This is a genomic window from Prescottella equi (genome assembly GCF_002094305.1).
Lineage (GTDB): Bacteria > Actinomycetota > Actinomycetes > Mycobacteriales > Mycobacteriaceae > Prescottella > Prescottella equi.
Genome location: NZ_LWTX01000002.1, coordinates 547,252 through 563,342 on the forward strand (window position 1 = coordinate 547,252; position 16,091 = coordinate 563,342).

Here is a 16,091-nt window from a genome sequence, read left to right on the forward strand (position 1 = left end):
GAATATAGATGGGCGGTCCGTCGGACGATCGTTCCGATCAGGCGATCGCGGAGATCGACTCGTTGATCTTGGCGCGGAACGACTCCGGCAGCGGCACGTAACCCTGGTCGGCCAGCGTCTGCTGTCCCTCGTTCGCGGCGCTGGTGAGGAACGACTTCACCGCGTTGCCCGTGGCCTCGTCGTAGCCCTTGGAGCAGACGATCTCGTAGGTGGCGAGAACCAGCGGGTAGGCGCCGGCTTCCTGGGTGCCGTAGATCGACTTCAGGTCGAGCGTGAGGTCACCGGTGCCCGAGCCCTTGAACGACGCGTTCGCGATGGCCTTCGACGCGGTCTCCTGCGTCAGCTCCACCGGGCCGGAACCGGTGTCGATCTGCGCGGCCGGCAGCTTCTGCTGATCGGCGAACGACTTCTCGACGTACGTGATCGAACCGGGAGCCGACGCGACGGCCTGAGCGACGCCCGCCGAGCCCTTCGCGCCCTCACCGACGCCACCCTTGAAGTCGGAACCGGCACCCTGCGTCCAGGCACCCTTCGACGAGGCCTCGAGGTACTGCTGGAAGTTGTCGCTGGTGCCGGAGGAATCCGAGCGCACGATGGGGCTGATCTTCTCGTCGGGGAGCTTCACGCCGGAGTTCAGCGCGGCGATGGCCGGGTCGTTCCAGTTGGTGATGCCGCCGTTGAAGATCTTGGCGATGGTCTCGCCGTTCAGGACGAGTCCGTCGACGCCGTCGAGGTTGTAGGCGATCGCGACCGGACCGAACACGAGCGGCAGATTCCAGGCGTCGTTGCCCTGGCAACGCTGCTTGGCCTGCTCGGCCTGCTCACCCTTGATCGCCGAGTCGGAGCCGGCGAAGTCGATCTGGTTGGCGATGAACTGCGTGCGGCCGTCACCGGAGCCGCTGGGGTTGTACGCGACGTTGACGCTCTTGCCCTTCTGCTGGCAGGCCGCGATGTAGGTCGAGGTGAACTCGTCCATCGCGTTCTTCTGCGCAGACGATCCGGCGCCGGAGAGCTTGTCCTTGCCGTCGCACAGGGCCGTGGACGCCGACGTGTCGACGGTCGACGACGCGGCGTTGTTGTCGCTGCCGCACGCGGTCAGCGACATCGCCGTCACGGCACCCACAGCTACCACTCCGAGCAGTGCGCCCTTGCGGTCGAGATTCACCCTGGTCCTCCGCTGGTCTAGCGTCACGCCCACGGTCGGGCGGCACGGTAGGTGCGGGACGCAAGCCCGCACCGGGCGACGTTCTGTCACCCAGGCCAGAAAGGTAGGGGCGCCCGGTAGCCAACGGGACCCGGTTCGGTGAACGGAAGATGAACACCCGCGAGAATTCGACCGAGACGTGGGTCACACCGGCCGAACGGCCAGGTCAGGGCTGTGCGGCGTAGGCGACGTCCACGTGGAACCGCTCGAATCCGAGGCGCTCGTACGTGTGCAGCGCGGCGGTGTTGTCGCCCTCGACGTACAGCAGCACGGTGCCCAGCCCACGGTCGCGCAGATGGTGCAGGCCGGCGAGCGTGAGCACTCGGCCCAGGCCCCGGCCCTGCGCGTCGGGGTCGATGCCGACCACGTACACCTCCCCCAGCGCGGGGTCGCCGTTCTCGGGCGCGTGCACCTTGGTCCAGTGGAAGCCTAGGAGACGATTCGTGTCCCCTTCCGACGGGAAGGCCAGGAACAGCCCCGCGGGATCGAACCACGGCTCGGCGCGACGCTCGTCGATCTCGCGCTGCGTCCACGTCCCCTGCTCGGGGTGCCACGCGAAGGCGGCCGCGTTGACGCGCAGCAACTCCGCGTCGTCCTCGGGTCCACGGTAGGTCCGCAGCGTGACGCCGTCCGGCACCACGACGTCGGGCAGGTCCGGGGTTGCGAGCGAGCGACGCAGCTGCAGCAGTTCCCGGGCGCCGGTGAGACCGAGCCGCCGCGCGACCGCGACCGCGGCAGGCAGGTTGCCGTGCGCCCACACCCGAGTGCCGGGTCCGCCCGCCTCGAGTACCGCGGCCACCAGTCGGCCACCGACACCGGCCCCGCGCTCGGCCGGGTCCACCACGACCTCCGCCATGGCGGGATGGTCCCCGTGGCCGGGCTCGAGGTGCGCGTAGCCCACCGGACGGTTTTCCACCGTGCAGACCAGGTGTCGGGACGGACCGTCGGCCGCCAGCGCATGCACCGCCTGTTCCGAGATCGGCGCGGTGCCGTCGGCCACGGTGGCACGGGCAATCATCGCCCGAACCGCCTCGACCGGCGGTGAATCGATCCAGTCGAGCTGCTGCACGGTCATCTAGTACGCCGATCCGTTGGTAGGGGTGAGATCCGTGTCGTCGGTGTCCTCCGCCTCGCCCGCATCGCCGACGGGTCCGCCCCGGCCGGCGTTCCGCGCCGGGCGGACCGCCTTGTAACCGACGTTGCGGACGGTGCCGATCAGCGACTCGTACTCGGAGCCGAGCTTGGCGCGTAGTCGTCGCACGTGGACGTCGACGGTTCGGGTGCCACCGAAGAAGTCGTAACCCCACACCTCCTGCAGCAACTGGGCGCGGGTGAAGACCCGGCCGGCGTGCTGTGCGAGGTACTTCAGGAGCTCGAACTCCTTGTAAGTCAAATCGAGGGGACGTCCCCGCAGTCGCGCGGTGTACGTCCCCTCGTCGATCACGAGCTCTCCGAGCGTGATCTTGCCGGTGGCCTCGGGACTGGCCACCCCGCCGTTGCGGCCGACCAGCAACCGCAGTCGCGCGTCGAGTTCCGCGGGCCCGGTCGACGGCAACAGGATGTCGTCGAGCCCCCAGTCGGAGTTCACCGCGACAAGGCCGCCCTCGGTGAGTACGGCCACGACCGGAATCGCCGATCCTGTGCTGCCGAGTAGTCGGCACAGGCCGCGGGCTGCGGCCAGGTCGCTACGGGCGTCGACGAGTGCCACATCCGCGGCGCCGGCCTCGAGCAGCGACGAAACCTCTGTCGGAGCGGGGCGCACGGAATGGGACAGCAATGCCAACGAGGGCAGCACCGTATCGGGATTGGGGTCGGAGGTCAGAAGCAGCAGCTCCACTCAACCTCCCTCTCTGCGTCGCGAGTGCCGACGCAGGGGCCGACACCGAGTGGACCGACGTTCATGTTTCGGGGACAGATTAGCGCGAGGTCAGGCAGGACCGTCGCACCGGTGCCCGACGGACTCGGTAAGAATGGTGAGGTGCGCAAACTCATCATCGGCCTGGTGTGCCTCGTCGGACTCGCCGTCGTCGTCGATTTCGGCGCCGCCGCCTACTCCGAGTTCCGGGTTTCGCGCGCGCTGCGGGAGGGCGGCTCGCTCAACGCGGACCCCGAGGTGACCATCCACGGATTCCCCTTCCTCACACAGGCGTGGAACGGGAAGTACGACAACGTCGAGATCCGGGCGCAGCAGGTCGAGGCCGACATGATCGGAGAGGTCACGATCGAGGCGTCCCTGAAGGGAGTGGTCGTCCCGGCGTCCGCGCTGCTCGACGGCTCGGTGCAGACCGTCCCGGTGGATTACCTCGACGGCCGGATGAAGATCGACGCCACCGACCTCGGCAAGTTCCTCGGCATCCCGGACCTGCAGGTTTCCGCTCCGCCGGCGAGCAAGTCCGACGGCACCGGTGGTTCCGGCGGATCGGGTTCGACCACCGACGACGGCGGCATCGTCCTCACCGGCACGGTTCCGGTCGGTCCGCTGCAGACCACGGTGAGTGTGCAGGCCGACCTGGTACTGCGGGGCGAGCAGCTGATGATCGTGGCCACCGACTTCAACTTCGGCCCCGAGGGCGAGGCCGAGTTCACGGTGCCGGCCCCGTTGCGCCAGCAGGTGCTCGACCGCTTCACCAAGACGATCGACCCGCAGTCGCTGCCGTTCGGCATCATGCCCACCGAGGTGTACGCGCAGGGTTCGCAGATCGTCGTCGAGGGCACCGGCGAGAACCTCGTCATCAACCTCGACGAACTGCAGGCGCAGCTGTGACCGCGCTGATCATCCTCGTCGTGGCGATCGCCGCGACCGTGGCCGTCGGGCTGATACTGCAGTCCCGCGCCGGCAAGGTGCGTGCCACGGCCCCGGCCGCCACCGCAGCCGTCGACGACGAGCGGGCGACGCAGCTCGCGGCCGCCGGTGTCACCGCGACTGGACGCCCGATCGTGCTGCACTTCTCGGCCGACTGGTGCGGCCCGTGTGCTGCCGTACGCCGCGTGGTCGGACAGGTCCTCGCCCGATTCGAGGCGGACCCCGACGGCACCCCGGCCGCCACCGAGGTGGAGGTCGACATCGACGAACATCCCGCTCTGGCAAAAACTCTCGGCGTCCTGTCGCTGCCCACGACGTTCATCCTCGACGGCGCGCTCACCGAGCGGTTCCGCATCTCGGGTGTGCCGTCCGCACCGGACCTCGAGACCGCACTCGCACCCCTGCTCGAAACCGGGCGCCCCAATTCCTGAAAAACCGGGTACGCTGCACCACGTGTACGCCAACCATGAGCTGATGCTCACCCGTCGCCGCGCAGTCGATCTGTGCCGCCTCGGTGGTTGTTGCTGTCCCTGCTGCTGATCACGCAGACGGCTGTCTTCTTCTCTTCGCCCAGCGTCTCTCGCTGCGACCCCCGTCCGTGATCGGTGAATCCCCGAGTCCGGTCCCTGCCGCATCTCCACGTCGGCACGTCAACAATCGGTAGTCCGCAGGAGCACCCCACAATGGCAACTCCCACGTCCACGCACCCGGCCCAGCAGGTCGACGTCCGCGGTCCGCGCTTCGCCGCGTGGGTCACGACCGGCGTCCTCGTCCTCGTGCTGTTGCTCTCGACCGTCTCCACTCTCGCCGCCGGCCTGCTGCTCACCGCGCAGGCCGTGGTGTTCGCGATCGGCGCTGTCGCCGGACCGCGCCGCAGCCCGTACGGCCAACTCTTCGCCGCGTTCGTCGCGCCGCGGCTGAGCCCGACGGTCGAGCGCGAGCCCGTCGCCCCACTGCGGTTCGCGCAGGGCGTCGGGCTGACCTTCGCCGCCGTCGGCGCGGTTGCCTTCCTGCTCGGCGCGGGCATCGTCGGCGGCATCGCGACCGGGTTCGCCCTGTTCGCCGCCCTGCTCAACGCCGCCTTCGGCATCTGCCTCGGCTGCCAGATCTATCCGCTGGTCGCGCGTCTGCGCGGCGGCACACCCAGCGCAGCCTGACCACCGACCCCGTCTCCACCGTGCGGGACCGTGCTCGCACCGGTCCCGTCCGCCTCGCTCCACGCATTCACACCCGCGCTCCATCATCGAAAGGACACTTCATGGCTCGCTCCGACGTCCTGGTCTCGGCAGACTGGGCAGAGCAGAACCTCGATGCTCCCAAGACCGTCTTCATCGAGGTCGACGAGGACACCGCCGCATACGACGCCAGCCACATCGAGGGCGCGATCAAGCTCGACTGGCGCAAGGACCTGCAGGACGGCGTCCGCCGCGACTTCCTGAACCAGGAGCAGTTCTCTGCACTGCTGTCCGCCAAGGGCGTCGCGAACGACGACACCGTGGTCCTCTACGGCGGCAACAACAACTGGTTCGCGGCCTACGCGTACTGGTACTTCAAGCTGTACGGCCACCAGGACGTCAAGCTGATCGACGGCGGCCGCAAGAAGTGGGAGCTCGACGGCCGTCCGCTGTCGAAAGAGACCGTCACCCGCCCGGCCACCGAGTACAAGGCCGCAGCGCCCGACACCTCGATCCGCGCCTTCCGCGACGACGTGATCGCCGCGATCGGTTCCGCGAACCTGGTGGACGTCCGCTCCCCCGACGAGTACTCGGGCAAGATCCTCGCGCCGGCGCACCTGCCGCAGGAACAGGCTCAGCAGCGTGGCCACGTCCCCGGCGCCATCAACATCCCGTGGAGCACCACCGCCAACGAGGACGGCACCTTCAAGTCGGACGCCGACCTCGAGAAGCTCTACGCGGACAAGGGATTCGACGAGACCAAGGACACCATCGCCTACTGCCGTATCGGCGAGCGCTCGAGCCACACCTGGTTCGTGCTGCAGGAGATCCTCGGTAAGCAGAACGTCAAGAACTACGACGGCAGCTGGGTCGAGTACGGCTCGCTGGTCGGCGCACCGATCGAGTTGGGAGCATAAGGAAAATGTGCGGAGCACCTGTTCAGACCCAGACCCTGCCCGCGGGCGTGAACGTCGAGAAGGAAACCGTCATCACCGGCCGCGTGCTGGCCGCTGACGGCCAGCCGGTGGGTGGCGCGTTCGTCCGCCTGCTCGACGGCACCGACGAGTTCACCGCCGAGGTCGTCGCGTCCGCGACCGGCGACTTCCGCTTCTTCGCCGCGCCCGGCACCTGGAAGGTCCGCGCCCTGTCGAGCACCGGCAACGGCGACGTGACGATCACCCCGGACAGCGCCGGCGTCTACGCCGTCGACGTGACGGTCGCGAAGTAGGTCGTTCGACACCAGATACGAAAGGGGCGCCACTCCACTCGGAGTGGCGCCCCTTTCGTCGCCTAGGCGCCACCGCGTGGCAGTCCGTCGATCCACTCGGCAACCCGTTCGCTGTCGCCGAGGAGCGGTGCGGGGCCGGGAAGCCAGTAGAGGACGTGCTGGAGCGGTCCGAGGAACAGGTACGGCTTGACGATGAGATCGACGATGCCGCGGTTGTCCTCGAGGAATCCCGCTCCTTCGGCGCCGAGCTTGGCCCGGACCACGTCGACCCCCGGTCCACGCGCCCAGGCATCCAGTGCCGCAATGCGTTCCGGTGTCGCTGCCGCCATCGCGGCATCGTCACGGTAGGTCTGGTCGGCGACGGTTCGCAGCACGTCGAGCAGCGACTCGTCGGAGGTGAACCAGTCCTCGCGGGTGACGATATGGGCGATCGCGCGCGCCGACATGTCGGATGCCACGCGACCGAAGTCGGCGAACGTCTGCACCGGGTTCACGATCGTGAACCGCACCTGTCCGAGCACACCGAGCGCGAGTTCGAGCAGCGCGATGTCCGGCGGGGCGTCACACGCGATGTCCATCGGACGGCAGTCGTAGAGGATCCGGCCGGCGAGCGCGCCGTAATCGGCCGGCTCGGACGCCATGAAGCCCCCGCCGGCCGGCCCGGACTCGCCGAGCGACGGCGTCCCGGCCGGGCGGTAGGGGTCTCCGACGAGCGCGACGCCTGCGATGTCGTCGGCAGTCACGGCTGCCGACGCGTCCCGGTGGCCGATGTCCCGGGCGACCCGTTCGGTGATCTCGGCGCCGACGCTGTAGCCGAGCAGGACGAACCGGGTCGCGGCGCCGCACTGCGCCTTCTTCTCGTCGAGTATCCGGTTCGCCGATGCCACGCCGGCGGCCACCGAGTCCTGGTATGTCGGCACGTCCGCCAGCAGTCCCACGCCGTAGGTCGACGGATAGGGCACGTACATCCACCCCACCGTGCCCGGCTGATCGCGGTTCGCCTGGCCGAGCGACACGGTGATCCGGTTCAGCCAGTTCGCCCCGGGCAGCTGGTTCATGTCTGCGAACGGGTCACGGTCCACGGTGGAATCACCGGCGCCCGACGCCGCGACCACCAGAAGGTCGGGGCACCCCGCACCGCCGTTGTTCGGGTCGACGACGGGCGCCCCGGCCGACCCCGGCGCCGACGACCCTTCCGCCGCCGCGACACCGCCGGACGCGAACAGGGTCGCGGCGGCGACCAGCCCACCGAGAGCCGTTCCGATCATCCGCTCAACCCTGCGTCCCATCGACACCTCCGAACGTTCGCACCCAGTGCTGATCTTGTTCCGTTGGCGATCCGGGAGCACCGTACTCCCGCCTAACGGGCGTCGAGCTCGATTCGGCCGGATCGATTCACCCGGCGGCACGGTCCCGTCCGATTTCGAACGCCGCGGGGGCGCGGTCTAAGATGAGCCCGTGGTCATCTTCTTCGAGGTTCTCCTGGTACTTGCCGCCATCCTGATCACCTGGTTCTCGCTGTACGTCGTGTACCGGCTGGTCACCGACAAGCCGTGAATCAGGATCCCGGCGCAGGCGGTTCGCAGCCTGACGACACCGAGTCGCACGTAGTTCGTGGCAGCGGCGACCGGGCGGTCGCGGCTGCAGAAGAGCGTGCGAAGGAAACGGCGGGTCGCAACATCCCGACACTGCCCGATCTCCCCCTGCCCGAGGACACCGCGAATCTGCGGCTCGGGCCGGACCTCAACCCGGGAATGCTCGCGCTCCTGCCGCTCGTCGGCGTGTGGCGGGGCGAGGGCGAGGGTCACGATGCGGAGAGCGGCGACGACTACCCGTTCGGCCAGCAGATCGTCGTGTCGCACGACGGTGGCAACTACCTGGTCTGGGAGTCCCGCACGTGGCGTCTGGACGCGGACGGCGCCTATGTCGGCCCCGATCAGCGCGAGAGCGGCTACTGGCGCGTCGCCGGCGACGGTATCCCCGGTAGCACCAAGGAGGAAGTAGTAGAGCTCCTCCTCACGCACTCGTCCGGTGTCGTCGAACTGTTCTACGGCCAGGCCCTCACGCAGTCGTCGTGGGAACTCGCCACCGACGTCGTGATCCGTAGCGAGTCCGGCGAACTCATCGGCGGCGCCAAGCGTCTGTACGGCATCGTGGAGGGCGGCGATCTGGCGTACGTCGAAGAGCGCGTCGTCGCCGACGGGCCTCTCGCCCCGCGCTTCTCGGCACGACTCCAGCGTTACATCGGCTGACCCCCGAACGACAGCGACCCCCGGGCCCGTCCACGTGACGAAGCCCGGGGGGTTCGTCGTTCGTGGAGTTCCGGCCTGGACGTGGCCGGAGGGCTCGGGGGTCGGGTAGCTGTCTGGGATTCGCCAGCCGCGCTGCGGTCAGTGAACCCGAAAAGCATCGTGGCTAGCGGACAGCCACCTCACGTGTCCGTTTGTCATTCAACTTCAGACCACCTCCTTCCTCGTGTAGACCCGAAGCTACGCTCGACGGAAGCGCTCGGCAACGGATTATCCGGTGACGTGTTTCACGCAGCGAACGAGCCCCGCCCGGACAGTGCCGGGACGGGGCTCGCGTGTGGTTCGGGTGGGACGGGTACTAGCTCATGTTGCCGAGCACGTTGCCCAGGATTCCGCCGACCACGTTGGAGATCGAACCCTGCGGGTCGGTCAGCGATCCGAAGACCTGGCCACCGATGCCCAGGTCCTCGAGGCTGCCCGAACCGGCCTCCACCGGGTTCGGCTGACGGACCGTGACACAGACGCCCATCGGGTTGATGTTCCAATCGCCGGCGGCGAGCAGGATGTTGGTGCCGGCGCCGCTGTCCAGCTTGCTGCCGACCACGGCGTCGTCCGGAACCTTGTACGTGGTCTCCAGGGCGATGACTCCGCCGCCCGCCGTGGTCCAACCGGCGCCCGTGGCCTTGACGGAATTGTTGCCGCGGACGACCGTGCCGGTCACGTCGTCCCACTGCTGACCGCCGAGAACCCACTTCACGTTCAGGCGGGCCTTCACGAGCTGGAAGCCCGCCGGATGGAAGTCGCGGATCTCGTTGACGAGCGCGCCCGAGCCGGAGACCTTGGTGAGGTAGGTGACGGTGTGCCCGGGAGCGGCGGTGCCGTCACCGACGATCTCCTTGCTCACCGTGTACGGCGTCCCGAAGGAGCCCGCCCAACTGTCGGTGACCGACTGCTTGGTCGCACACGCCGGCGCGGCCTGCGCCGTGGAGGCTCCGAGTCCGACGGTGACGCCGGCGGCGAGGATCGCCATCGAGGCGGTGGCGGCGACGGCGTGTCGTAGCGAGCGACGTGACATGAACAGCTCCGTTCAGTGGGTTGGGGGGCCAGCCTGAGGGGGAAGGTAGAACGCGTTTCAGTATCGAGTGCGCAACTCGGTCGAGTTGCCTATTTCGTCGTGAAGTCGATCACATAGTAGCTAGTAATTCGGACGTACGTCCAGAAAACTAGCACCGAGGTCGGGGGCACTTTTCGACGAATCGCCGCCCGTAACGCGAAGGAACGCACGAACGATCACGGGATCACTAGAACGTGTTGCAACACAGACGGCCGCGCGGTGCAGTTCACATCGCCCGTGGTCAGGGCCCCTGCGAGGCACCCATCGGTTCACCCGGACTGACACCGTCGCCCGCGTCGGCGGGCGCCTCACCCACGGTGACGATCCGATCCGGAAGTGCATCGGCGGGCAACTGGTGCGTGACGAGCACCAGAGTCCGAGCGGCGTCGACGAGCGAGCCGTTGCGGTCGAGCAGCTCGCGCAGGATCTGCGCGCCGTCGGACGCGTCGAGGTGCTCGGTCGGCTCGTCGAGCAGCAGTATCCGGGCCGGCGAGACGAGTGCCCGGGCCAACAGCAAACGGCGGCGCTGGCCACCCGAGATGGCGCGCGCACCACCACCCAGCGACGTGTGCACCCCCCGCGGCAGGCGTGTGACCCACTCCCCCAGTCCGACGGCCCGTAGCGCCGAGAGAGCGTCGTCCTCGGTCAGATCACCCCGGGCAACCCTCAGGTTCTCGAGCACCGACGTGTCGAACAGGTGCGCGTCCTCGGCGAAGAACCCGATCTCGCGCCGCAGATCGTCCGGCCGGAAGTCGGCGAGCGGGACATCGTCGACGGTCACGGTTCCGCTGACCGGCGGCAGCAGTCCCGCCACCGTCATCAACAGTGTGGTCTTGCCCGCGCCGCTGCCCCCGACCACTGCGATGCGTGCGCCCGGCGGCAGATCGAGGTCGAGCGGTGCGGTCACCTTGTCGCCGTCGGGCCAGCCGCAACGCAGGTCCCGGGCGCGCACGTCGGCCGGATCGGGCGGCGTGAGGCTGCCGCCGGGCTGGGCCTCGCCCGCCCGGTCGAGCAGCTCGAGAATCCGGGTGGACGCGATCCGGGCGCGGGTCAGAGCGACGGCGGCGGCCGGAAGCGCACCGGTCGCCTCGAAAGCTGCGAGCGGGACCAGCACGAGAATCGCCAACGACATCGGAGTCATCGCGCCCGGCGCGCCGCCGTCCGTCCCGTACAACGTGATGCCGATGAGCAGGGAGCCGAGCACGCTCGCGCCGATCGCGAGGGGCGTGGCGGCGGCAGCGAACGCCGCCGGTTTCGCCGCCCGGTCCGCGGCGCGGACCGCCTCGTCGTCGGCGGCCTCCGCTCGCGCGACTACGTCGTCGAGGCGTCCGGCCACGCGCAGTTCGGCCGCATGGTCCAACGCGGTGACGGCAGTCTCGCTGAACAGTGCCGTCGCCGCGGCACTCTCGGATTCCGCGAGACGCGCCGCGCGCGCCGACAGCCACGGCGCCAGAATCCCGGACACCGCGAGCGCGACGGCGAGAACGAGCGCCCCGGCCGGAGAGATCAGCCCCAACAGAATCACTGCGGACAAGGACATCACGACGGCGACCGCGATCGGTACCAGCGCCCGGATGACCACGTCGCCGAGCGCGTCGACGTCGGCGCCGGTGCGAGCCAGCAGGTCGCCGCGGCGCAGCCCCGCTGCTGCCGCGGGGTCGCCGTCGGCGAGACGCCGGTAGATCATGGTCCGCGCCGACGTCGTGCCACGCAGCGCGGCGTCGTGCGTCGCGAGGCGCTCGAGGTAGCGGAAGAGGCCCCGGGAGATGCCCAGCGCTCGCACCGCGACCACCGCGACGGTGAGGTCCAGGACCGGCGGCATCTGCCATGCCCTGGTGATCAACCACGCCGACAGCGCCGCCAGCGCGAGTGCGCTACCGAGCGTTGCGACGCCGGCGGCGATTGCGGCCAGGACCCGGCGCGGTTCGAGGTCGAGCAGGCGGATCGCCCGCACCAGATCACGATTCATGTTGCTGCGCCCCGACTTCCTGCTGCGCCTCCACCCGGACCACCCGGTCGCCCGCCGCGAGCACGGTCGGCCGGTGGCCGACCACCACGACGGTGCGGCCCTCCCCGGCGAGATCGCGCAGGGAAGTCAGCACGGTGCGTTCGGTGTCGTCGTCGAGGTGCGCGGTGGGCTCGTCGAGCAACAGCACCGGGCGCGGCGACACCAGTAGCCTGGTCAGCGCGAGGCGCTGCCGCTGGCCTAGCGAGAGGCCGGTGCCACCGACCCCGACGACGGTGTCCCACCCGCGTGGGAGCTCGGCGAGGACCGCGTCGAATCCGGTTGCTCGACAGGCGCGGTGAAGCGCGTCGGACCCGGGATCCACCGGTCCGACCAGCGCGAGGTTCTCGCCGAGAGTGCCCGGCACCAGCACCGGATGCTGTGGCAGCCATGCGATCCGGTCCCACCACCGGGTCCGGTCCAGGTGGGCGACGTCGACGCCGCCCACCCGCACCGCGCCCTCGGCAGGCTCGGCGAGACCCAGGATCACCTGCAGCGCCGTGGATTTCCCGGAGCCGTTGGCACCGGTCAGCACCGTCACCTGTCCGGGCCTGCACGAGACGTCCAGCCGGTGCGGTGCGAGCCCGGACCGCGAGTGCACGCTGACGCCGACCAGCTCGACCGAGTTGTCCGCGGGTACCTCGGAACCGGTTCCCGCCTCCCGACGAGCGGGGGCCTCGTCGATCACCGCGAAGGCCTTGTCGGCGGCGGCGAGACCGTCCTCGGCCGCATGGAACTGCATGCCCACCATGCGCAGGGGCAGATACACCTCGGGGGCGAGGATGAGCGCCACGATGCCCGGTTCGAGCTCCATGTTGCCGAAGACCAGGCGCAGGCCGATGCTCACCGCGATCAGCGCCACCGACAGCGTCGCGAGCATCTCGAGCACCATCGACGACAGGAACGCGACCCGCAGCGACGACATCGTCGTCTTGCGGTGCGCATCGCCGAGTTCCCGCACCCGCGCAGCCGGACCGTGTTCGCGGCCCAGGGCGCGCAGTGTCGGCAGGCCCGCCAGCAGATCCATCAGCTGACCGGAGAGCCGGGTCATCGCGCCGAGGTTCGCCTCCGACTTCCCCTTGGTGAGCAGACCGATGAGGATCATGAACACCGGGATGAGCGGCAGCGTGATCACCACGATCATCGCCGCCGTGAGGTCCTGCAGAGCGATCACGACGAACGTCGCCGGGGTGAGTGTCGCCGCCAGGATCAACGCCGGCAGGTAACCGGTGAGATACGGTGCCAGGCCGCGGATACCGCGGGTGAGGACCGTGGCGATCTCGTCGCGCCGTGGGTCGAGATCCCGTGGCGACATCCTGGTCGCTGATTCGAGTACCTCGACCTCGAGTTCGGCGACGACGCGGTTCGCGGCGCGGTGGGCGTAGCGGGCGTGCAACCACGCCGCCGACACCCGCACCACGACCGCCGCGGCCAGCCACAGCAGGTCCGTTCGCCAGTCCGCGATGCTGCGCCTGTCGGACGTGATGACGCCGGCCAGGATCGTGCCGATCAGCACCGCGGAGACGATCACCATCGCGACGTTCACCGCGGACAGCACGACCGTGAGGATCAGGTAGCCGCGCGCCGACGCCGAGTACTTCCACAGCCGCGGATCGACCGGACCCGACCGCCGACGATCCCCGCGCCCCGCCCGGCGTTGCGCGCGGGCGGGGCGATCGGACTCGATAGTCATCCGATCTTCGTGGGCAGGCCGATCGACGGCGGGATGTGCTTCGTCGAGATCCGCTTGCTGAACACCCAGTACGTCCAGCCCTGGTAGACGAGCACGACGGGCACCAGAATCACTGCGGCCCAACTCATCACCTTCAGGGTGTACGGACTCGACGATGCGTTCTCAATCGTGAGGTTGTACGCCTCACTGATCGTGGACGGCATCACGTTCGGGTACAGCGAAGCGAACAGCAGCACGACCGCGCCGATGATCGCGAGCGTGGTGAACACGAACGCCCACCCCTCGCGTTCCAAGCGGGTGAAGAAGACGACCGCGAGCACCGCCACCGCGGCGAGCGCGACCAGGATCCACGTCCAGCCCTTGCCGTAGGCCAACTGGGTCCACAGCACGAACCCACCCGCGACCGGCACCGCCGGGATGGCCAGCTTCTTCGCCAGTTCCGCGGCGTCGATCCGGACGTCGTCCGCGGTCTTGAGCGCGATGAACACCGCACCGTGGAGGGCGAAGACCAGGCCGGTGGTGATACCGCCGAGCAGCGCATAGGGATTGAGGAGATCGAAGAAGCCCGACGTGACCTTCTTGTCCGCGTTGATCGCAACGCCGCGAACGATGTTCGCGAACGCCACGCCCCACAGCACCGCCGGCACCCACGAACCGATCATGATCCCGAGATCCGCCCGCCATCGCCACTTGTCGTCGTCGATCTTGCCGCGCCATTCGATGGCGCAGATCCGCAGGATCAGGGCGACGAGAATCAACAGCAGTGGTAGATAGAAGCCCGAGAACAATGTCGCGTACCAGTCAGGGAACGCCGCGAACAACGCACCGCCTCCGACGATCAACCACACCTCGTTGCCGTCCCACACCGGGCCGATGGTGTTGATGACGACCCGTCTGCGGATCTCGGTCTTGCCGAGCACCGGCAGCAGCATCCCGACGCCGTAGTCGAATCCCTCGAGCACGAAGTACCCGACGAAGAGCACCGCGATGAGAATGAACCAGAATTCCTGCAGTCCCATGTCGGTCTCCTAGTAGGCGAACGAAAGTTGCTCGTCGGATTCCGGTTCGCCCGGTTCGCCCGGGCCGCCGGCCTTCGGTTTGGGGCCCTCACCCGGCGGATGCATGTCGTGCGGCGACGGACCCGCGATCGCGTACCGGCGGATGAGGTAGAACCACACCACGCCGAGCGCGCCGTACAGAACGGTGAAGACGACGAGCGAGGTCACGACCAGCGCTGTCGGATGGTCGGAGACACCCTGGTCGACGGTGAGCCTGATCAGGTCGACACCGGTCGGGTTGGGGTGCACCACCCACGGCTGACGGCCCATCTCGGTGAAGATCCAGCCCGCACTGTTCGCGAGGAACGGCGTCGGGATCGCGATGAGCGACAACCACTTGAACCAGTTCTGGTCCGGGACCCTGCCCTTGCGCGTCACCCAGAGCCCGGCCAGCGCCAGCGCGGCCGAGCCGGCGGCGAGGCCGATCATCGCGCGGAACGACCAGTACGTGACGAAGAGGTTGGGTCGGTAGTTACCTGGGCCGAACTGCTCCTCGTACTGGGCCTGCAGGTCTTCCACACCCTGCAGCGTGACGCCGCTGATCTTGCCCTCCGCGAGCCACGGCAGCACGTACGGCACCTTGAGGACGTGGGTGACGCTGTCGCAGTTGTTGTGGGTGCCCACGGTGAGGATCGAGAAGTCCGGATCGGTTTCGGTGTGGCACAACGACTCCGCGGACGCCATCTTCATGGGTTGTTGCTGGAACATGAGCTTGCCCTGGACGTCACCGGTGTAGATCACGGCGATACCCGCGATGATCATCACGAGCATGCCCATCCGGGCGGCGGGTCGGAACATTCCACGCGCATCGTTCTCCAACACCTCGCGCTCCTCCGGAGCGGCGGTCTTGGCCTTGCGCATGTTGCGCACCATCCACCAACCGGCGATGCCGACGACGAAGGTGGAGGCGGTCAGGAAGGCTCCGGCAACGGCGTGCGGAAACGCTGCCCACGCAGTGTTGTTGCCCAGCAACGTCCAGATGCTCTCGAGTTCGGCGCGCCCGGTGTCCGGATTGAACCGCGCGCCTACCGGGTGCTGCATGAACGAGTTGGCGACGATGATGAAGAAGGCCGACGCATTGACGCCGATGGCCGCGAGCCAGATGGTTGCGAGATGCACCAGCTTCGGCAGCCGGCCCCAACCGAAGATCCACAGCCCGAGGAAGGTCGACTCGAGGAAGAAGGCGACGAGCCCCTCCAGGGCCAGTGGTGCGCCGAAGACGTCGCCGACGAACCGCGAGTACTCGCTCCAGTTCATGCCGAACTGGAACTCCTGGACGATGCCGGTCGCAACCCCGAGGGCGAAGTTGATCAGGAAGAACTTGCCGAAGAACTTGGTCAGGCGATACCAGTGATCCTTCTTCGTGATCACCCACATCGTCTGCATGATCGCGACCAGCGGTGCCAGTCCGATCGTGAGCGGAACGAAGATGAAGTGGTAGACGGTGGTGATTCCGAACTGCCACCGCGAGACATCCAAGACATCCATGGCTACTCCGAAAACTCGGCCCCTAGGACAGGCTTCGGGGTCGAGACGTGGGCGTCCGCTCGATCCCTGTTCAC

16 protein-coding genes are annotated in these 16,091 nt (G+C 68.4%); 7 read left to right on the plus strand and 9 right to left on the minus strand.

Features of this window, described 5'->3' with window-relative positions; genetic code table 11:
* Window positions 1-37: 37 nt before the first annotated feature.
* The 3 genes from pstS to A6I89_RS08225 form a co-directional block, all read right to left on the minus strand.
* On the minus strand, window positions 38-1,165 hold the full coding sequence (gene pstS / locus A6I89_RS08215; protein WP_022594233.1) for a phosphate ABC transporter substrate-binding protein PstS: 1,128 nt from the start codon (window positions 1,163-1,165) through the stop codon (window positions 38-40).
* A gap of 205 nt (window positions 1,166-1,370) precedes the next feature.
* Window positions 1,371-2,279, minus strand: coding sequence for a mycothiol synthase (gene mshD, locus A6I89_RS08220; protein WP_022594231.1), 909 nt, complete (start codon window positions 2,277-2,279; stop codon window positions 1,371-1,373).
* Window positions 2,280-3,041, minus strand: coding sequence for a winged helix-turn-helix transcriptional regulator (locus tag A6I89_RS08225; RefSeq protein WP_005515365.1), 762 nt, complete (start codon window positions 3,039-3,041; stop codon window positions 2,280-2,282).
* A 141-nt stretch (window positions 3,042-3,182) separates the two neighbouring features.
* Here A6I89_RS08225 and A6I89_RS08230 point away from each other — a divergent pair, with 141 nt between their 5' ends.
* The 6 genes from A6I89_RS08230 to A6I89_RS08250 all read left to right on the plus strand — a co-directional run bounded on the left by A6I89_RS08230 (window position 3,183) and on the right by A6I89_RS08250 (window position 6,410).
* On the plus strand, window positions 3,183-3,968 hold the full coding sequence (locus A6I89_RS08230) for an LmeA family phospholipid-binding protein (protein ID WP_037085655.1): 786 nt from the start codon (window positions 3,183-3,185) through the stop codon (window positions 3,966-3,968).
* The gene (locus A6I89_RS08235; protein WP_005515367.1) at window positions 3,965-4,438 is read left to right on the plus strand and encodes a thioredoxin family protein; all 474 of its coding nucleotides are present in this window, start codon (window positions 3,965-3,967) and stop codon (window positions 4,436-4,438) included. Before A6I89_RS08230 ends, A6I89_RS08235 begins: the two co-directional genes overlap by 4 nt.
* 22 nt (window positions 4,439-4,460) lie before the next feature.
* Entirely contained in the window at window positions 4,461-4,547 is an 87-nt protein-coding gene (locus tag A6I89_RS25085; protein WP_350317252.1) for a putative leader peptide, read from the plus strand.
* Between the two features lie 143 nt (window positions 4,548-4,690).
* A complete protein-coding gene (locus A6I89_RS08240; RefSeq protein WP_005515368.1) occupies window positions 4,691-5,164 on the plus strand; it encodes a DUF4395 domain-containing protein in 474 nt (157 codons plus the stop codon).
* A 101-nt stretch (window positions 5,165-5,265) separates the two neighbouring features.
* Window positions 5,266-6,099 (plus strand): sulfurtransferase, encoded by an 834-nt coding sequence (locus A6I89_RS08245; RefSeq protein ID WP_005515369.1) that lies wholly within the window; start codon window positions 5,266-5,268, stop codon window positions 6,097-6,099.
* Between the two features lie 5 nt (window positions 6,100-6,104).
* Complete coding sequence (locus A6I89_RS08250; RefSeq protein WP_005515371.1) at window positions 6,105-6,410, plus strand: DUF1416 domain-containing protein; 306 nt, start codon at window positions 6,105-6,107, stop codon at window positions 6,408-6,410.
* A gap of 62 nt (window positions 6,411-6,472) precedes the next feature.
* Here A6I89_RS08250 and A6I89_RS08255 read toward each other — a convergent pair whose 3' ends face one another.
* Window positions 6,473-7,699 carry a cutinase family protein gene (locus tag A6I89_RS08255; protein ID WP_044990556.1) on the minus strand — a complete coding sequence of 409 codons (1,227 nt, stop codon included), beginning with the start codon at window positions 7,697-7,699 and terminating at the stop codon, window positions 6,473-6,475.
* A gap of 264 nt (window positions 7,700-7,963) precedes the next feature.
* Here A6I89_RS08255 and A6I89_RS08260 point away from each other — a divergent pair, with 264 nt between their 5' ends.
* The gene (locus A6I89_RS08260) at window positions 7,964-8,662 is read left to right on the plus strand and encodes a heme-binding beta-barrel domain-containing protein (RefSeq protein WP_013414961.1); all 699 of its coding nucleotides are present in this window, start codon (window positions 7,964-7,966) and stop codon (window positions 8,660-8,662) included.
* A 355-nt stretch (window positions 8,663-9,017) separates the two neighbouring features.
* On the opposite strand, the gene A6I89_RS08265 is transcribed toward A6I89_RS08260, so the two are convergent.
* From A6I89_RS08265 to A6I89_RS08285, 5 genes are all read right to left on the minus strand, one after another.
* Window positions 9,018-9,734, minus strand: a complete 717-nt coding sequence (locus A6I89_RS08265) for a hypothetical protein (RefSeq protein WP_013414960.1) — start codon at window positions 9,732-9,734, stop codon at window positions 9,018-9,020.
* 280 nt (window positions 9,735-10,014) lie between these two features.
* Window positions 10,015-11,742, minus strand: a complete 1,728-nt coding sequence (cydC, locus tag A6I89_RS08270; protein WP_022594229.1) for a thiol reductant ABC exporter subunit CydC — start codon at window positions 11,740-11,742, stop codon at window positions 10,015-10,017.
* Window positions 11,732-13,471 (minus strand): thiol reductant ABC exporter subunit CydD, encoded by a 1,740-nt coding sequence (cydD, locus tag A6I89_RS08275; RefSeq protein ID WP_022594228.1) that lies wholly within the window; start codon window positions 13,469-13,471, stop codon window positions 11,732-11,734. Before cydD ends, cydC begins: the two co-directional genes overlap by 11 nt.
* On the minus strand, window positions 13,468-14,490 hold the full coding sequence (gene cydB, locus A6I89_RS08280) for a cytochrome d ubiquinol oxidase subunit II (RefSeq protein WP_022594227.1): 1,023 nt from the start codon (window positions 14,488-14,490) through the stop codon (window positions 13,468-13,470). The genes cydD and cydB overlap by 4 nt, the downstream gene beginning before the upstream one ends.
* Window positions 14,491-14,499: 9 nt before the next feature.
* A complete protein-coding gene (locus tag A6I89_RS08285) occupies window positions 14,500-16,017 on the minus strand; it encodes a cytochrome ubiquinol oxidase subunit I (protein ID WP_013414957.1) in 1,518 nt (505 codons plus the stop codon).
* Window positions 16,018-16,091 lie beyond the last annotated feature (74 nt).

Coding starts and splice junctions, on each gene's coding strand:
- cydB (WP_022594227.1), bottom strand. CDS start 14,490: ATGGGACTGCAGGAATTCTGGTTCATTCTCATCGCGGTGCTCTTCGTC.
- A6I89_RS08240 (WP_005515368.1), top strand. CDS start 4,691: ATGGCAACTCCCACGTCCACGCACCCGGCCCAGCAGGTCGACGTCCGC.
- cydD (WP_022594228.1), bottom strand. CDS start 13,471: ATGACTATCGAGTCCGATCGCCCCGCCCGCGCGCAACGCCGGGCGGGG.
- A6I89_RS08285 (WP_013414957.1), bottom strand. CDS start 16,017: ATGGATGTCTTGGATGTCTCGCGGTGGCAGTTCGGAATCACCACCGTC.
- A6I89_RS08265 (WP_013414960.1), bottom strand. CDS start 9,734: ATGTCACGTCGCTCGCTACGACACGCCGTCGCCGCCACCGCCTCGATG.
- cydC (WP_022594229.1), bottom strand. CDS start 11,742: ATGAATCGTGATCTGGTGCGGGCGATCCGCCTGCTCGACCTCGAACCG.
- A6I89_RS08250 (WP_005515371.1), top strand. CDS start 6,105: ATGTGCGGAGCACCTGTTCAGACCCAGACCCTGCCCGCGGGCGTGAAC.
- A6I89_RS08255 (WP_044990556.1), bottom strand. CDS start 7,699: ATGGGACGCAGGGTTGAGCGGATGATCGGAACGGCTCTCGGTGGGCTG.
- mshD (WP_022594231.1), bottom strand. CDS start 2,279: ATGACCGTGCAGCAGCTCGACTGGATCGATTCACCGCCGGTCGAGGCG.
- A6I89_RS08245 (WP_005515369.1), top strand. CDS start 5,266: ATGGCTCGCTCCGACGTCCTGGTCTCGGCAGACTGGGCAGAGCAGAAC.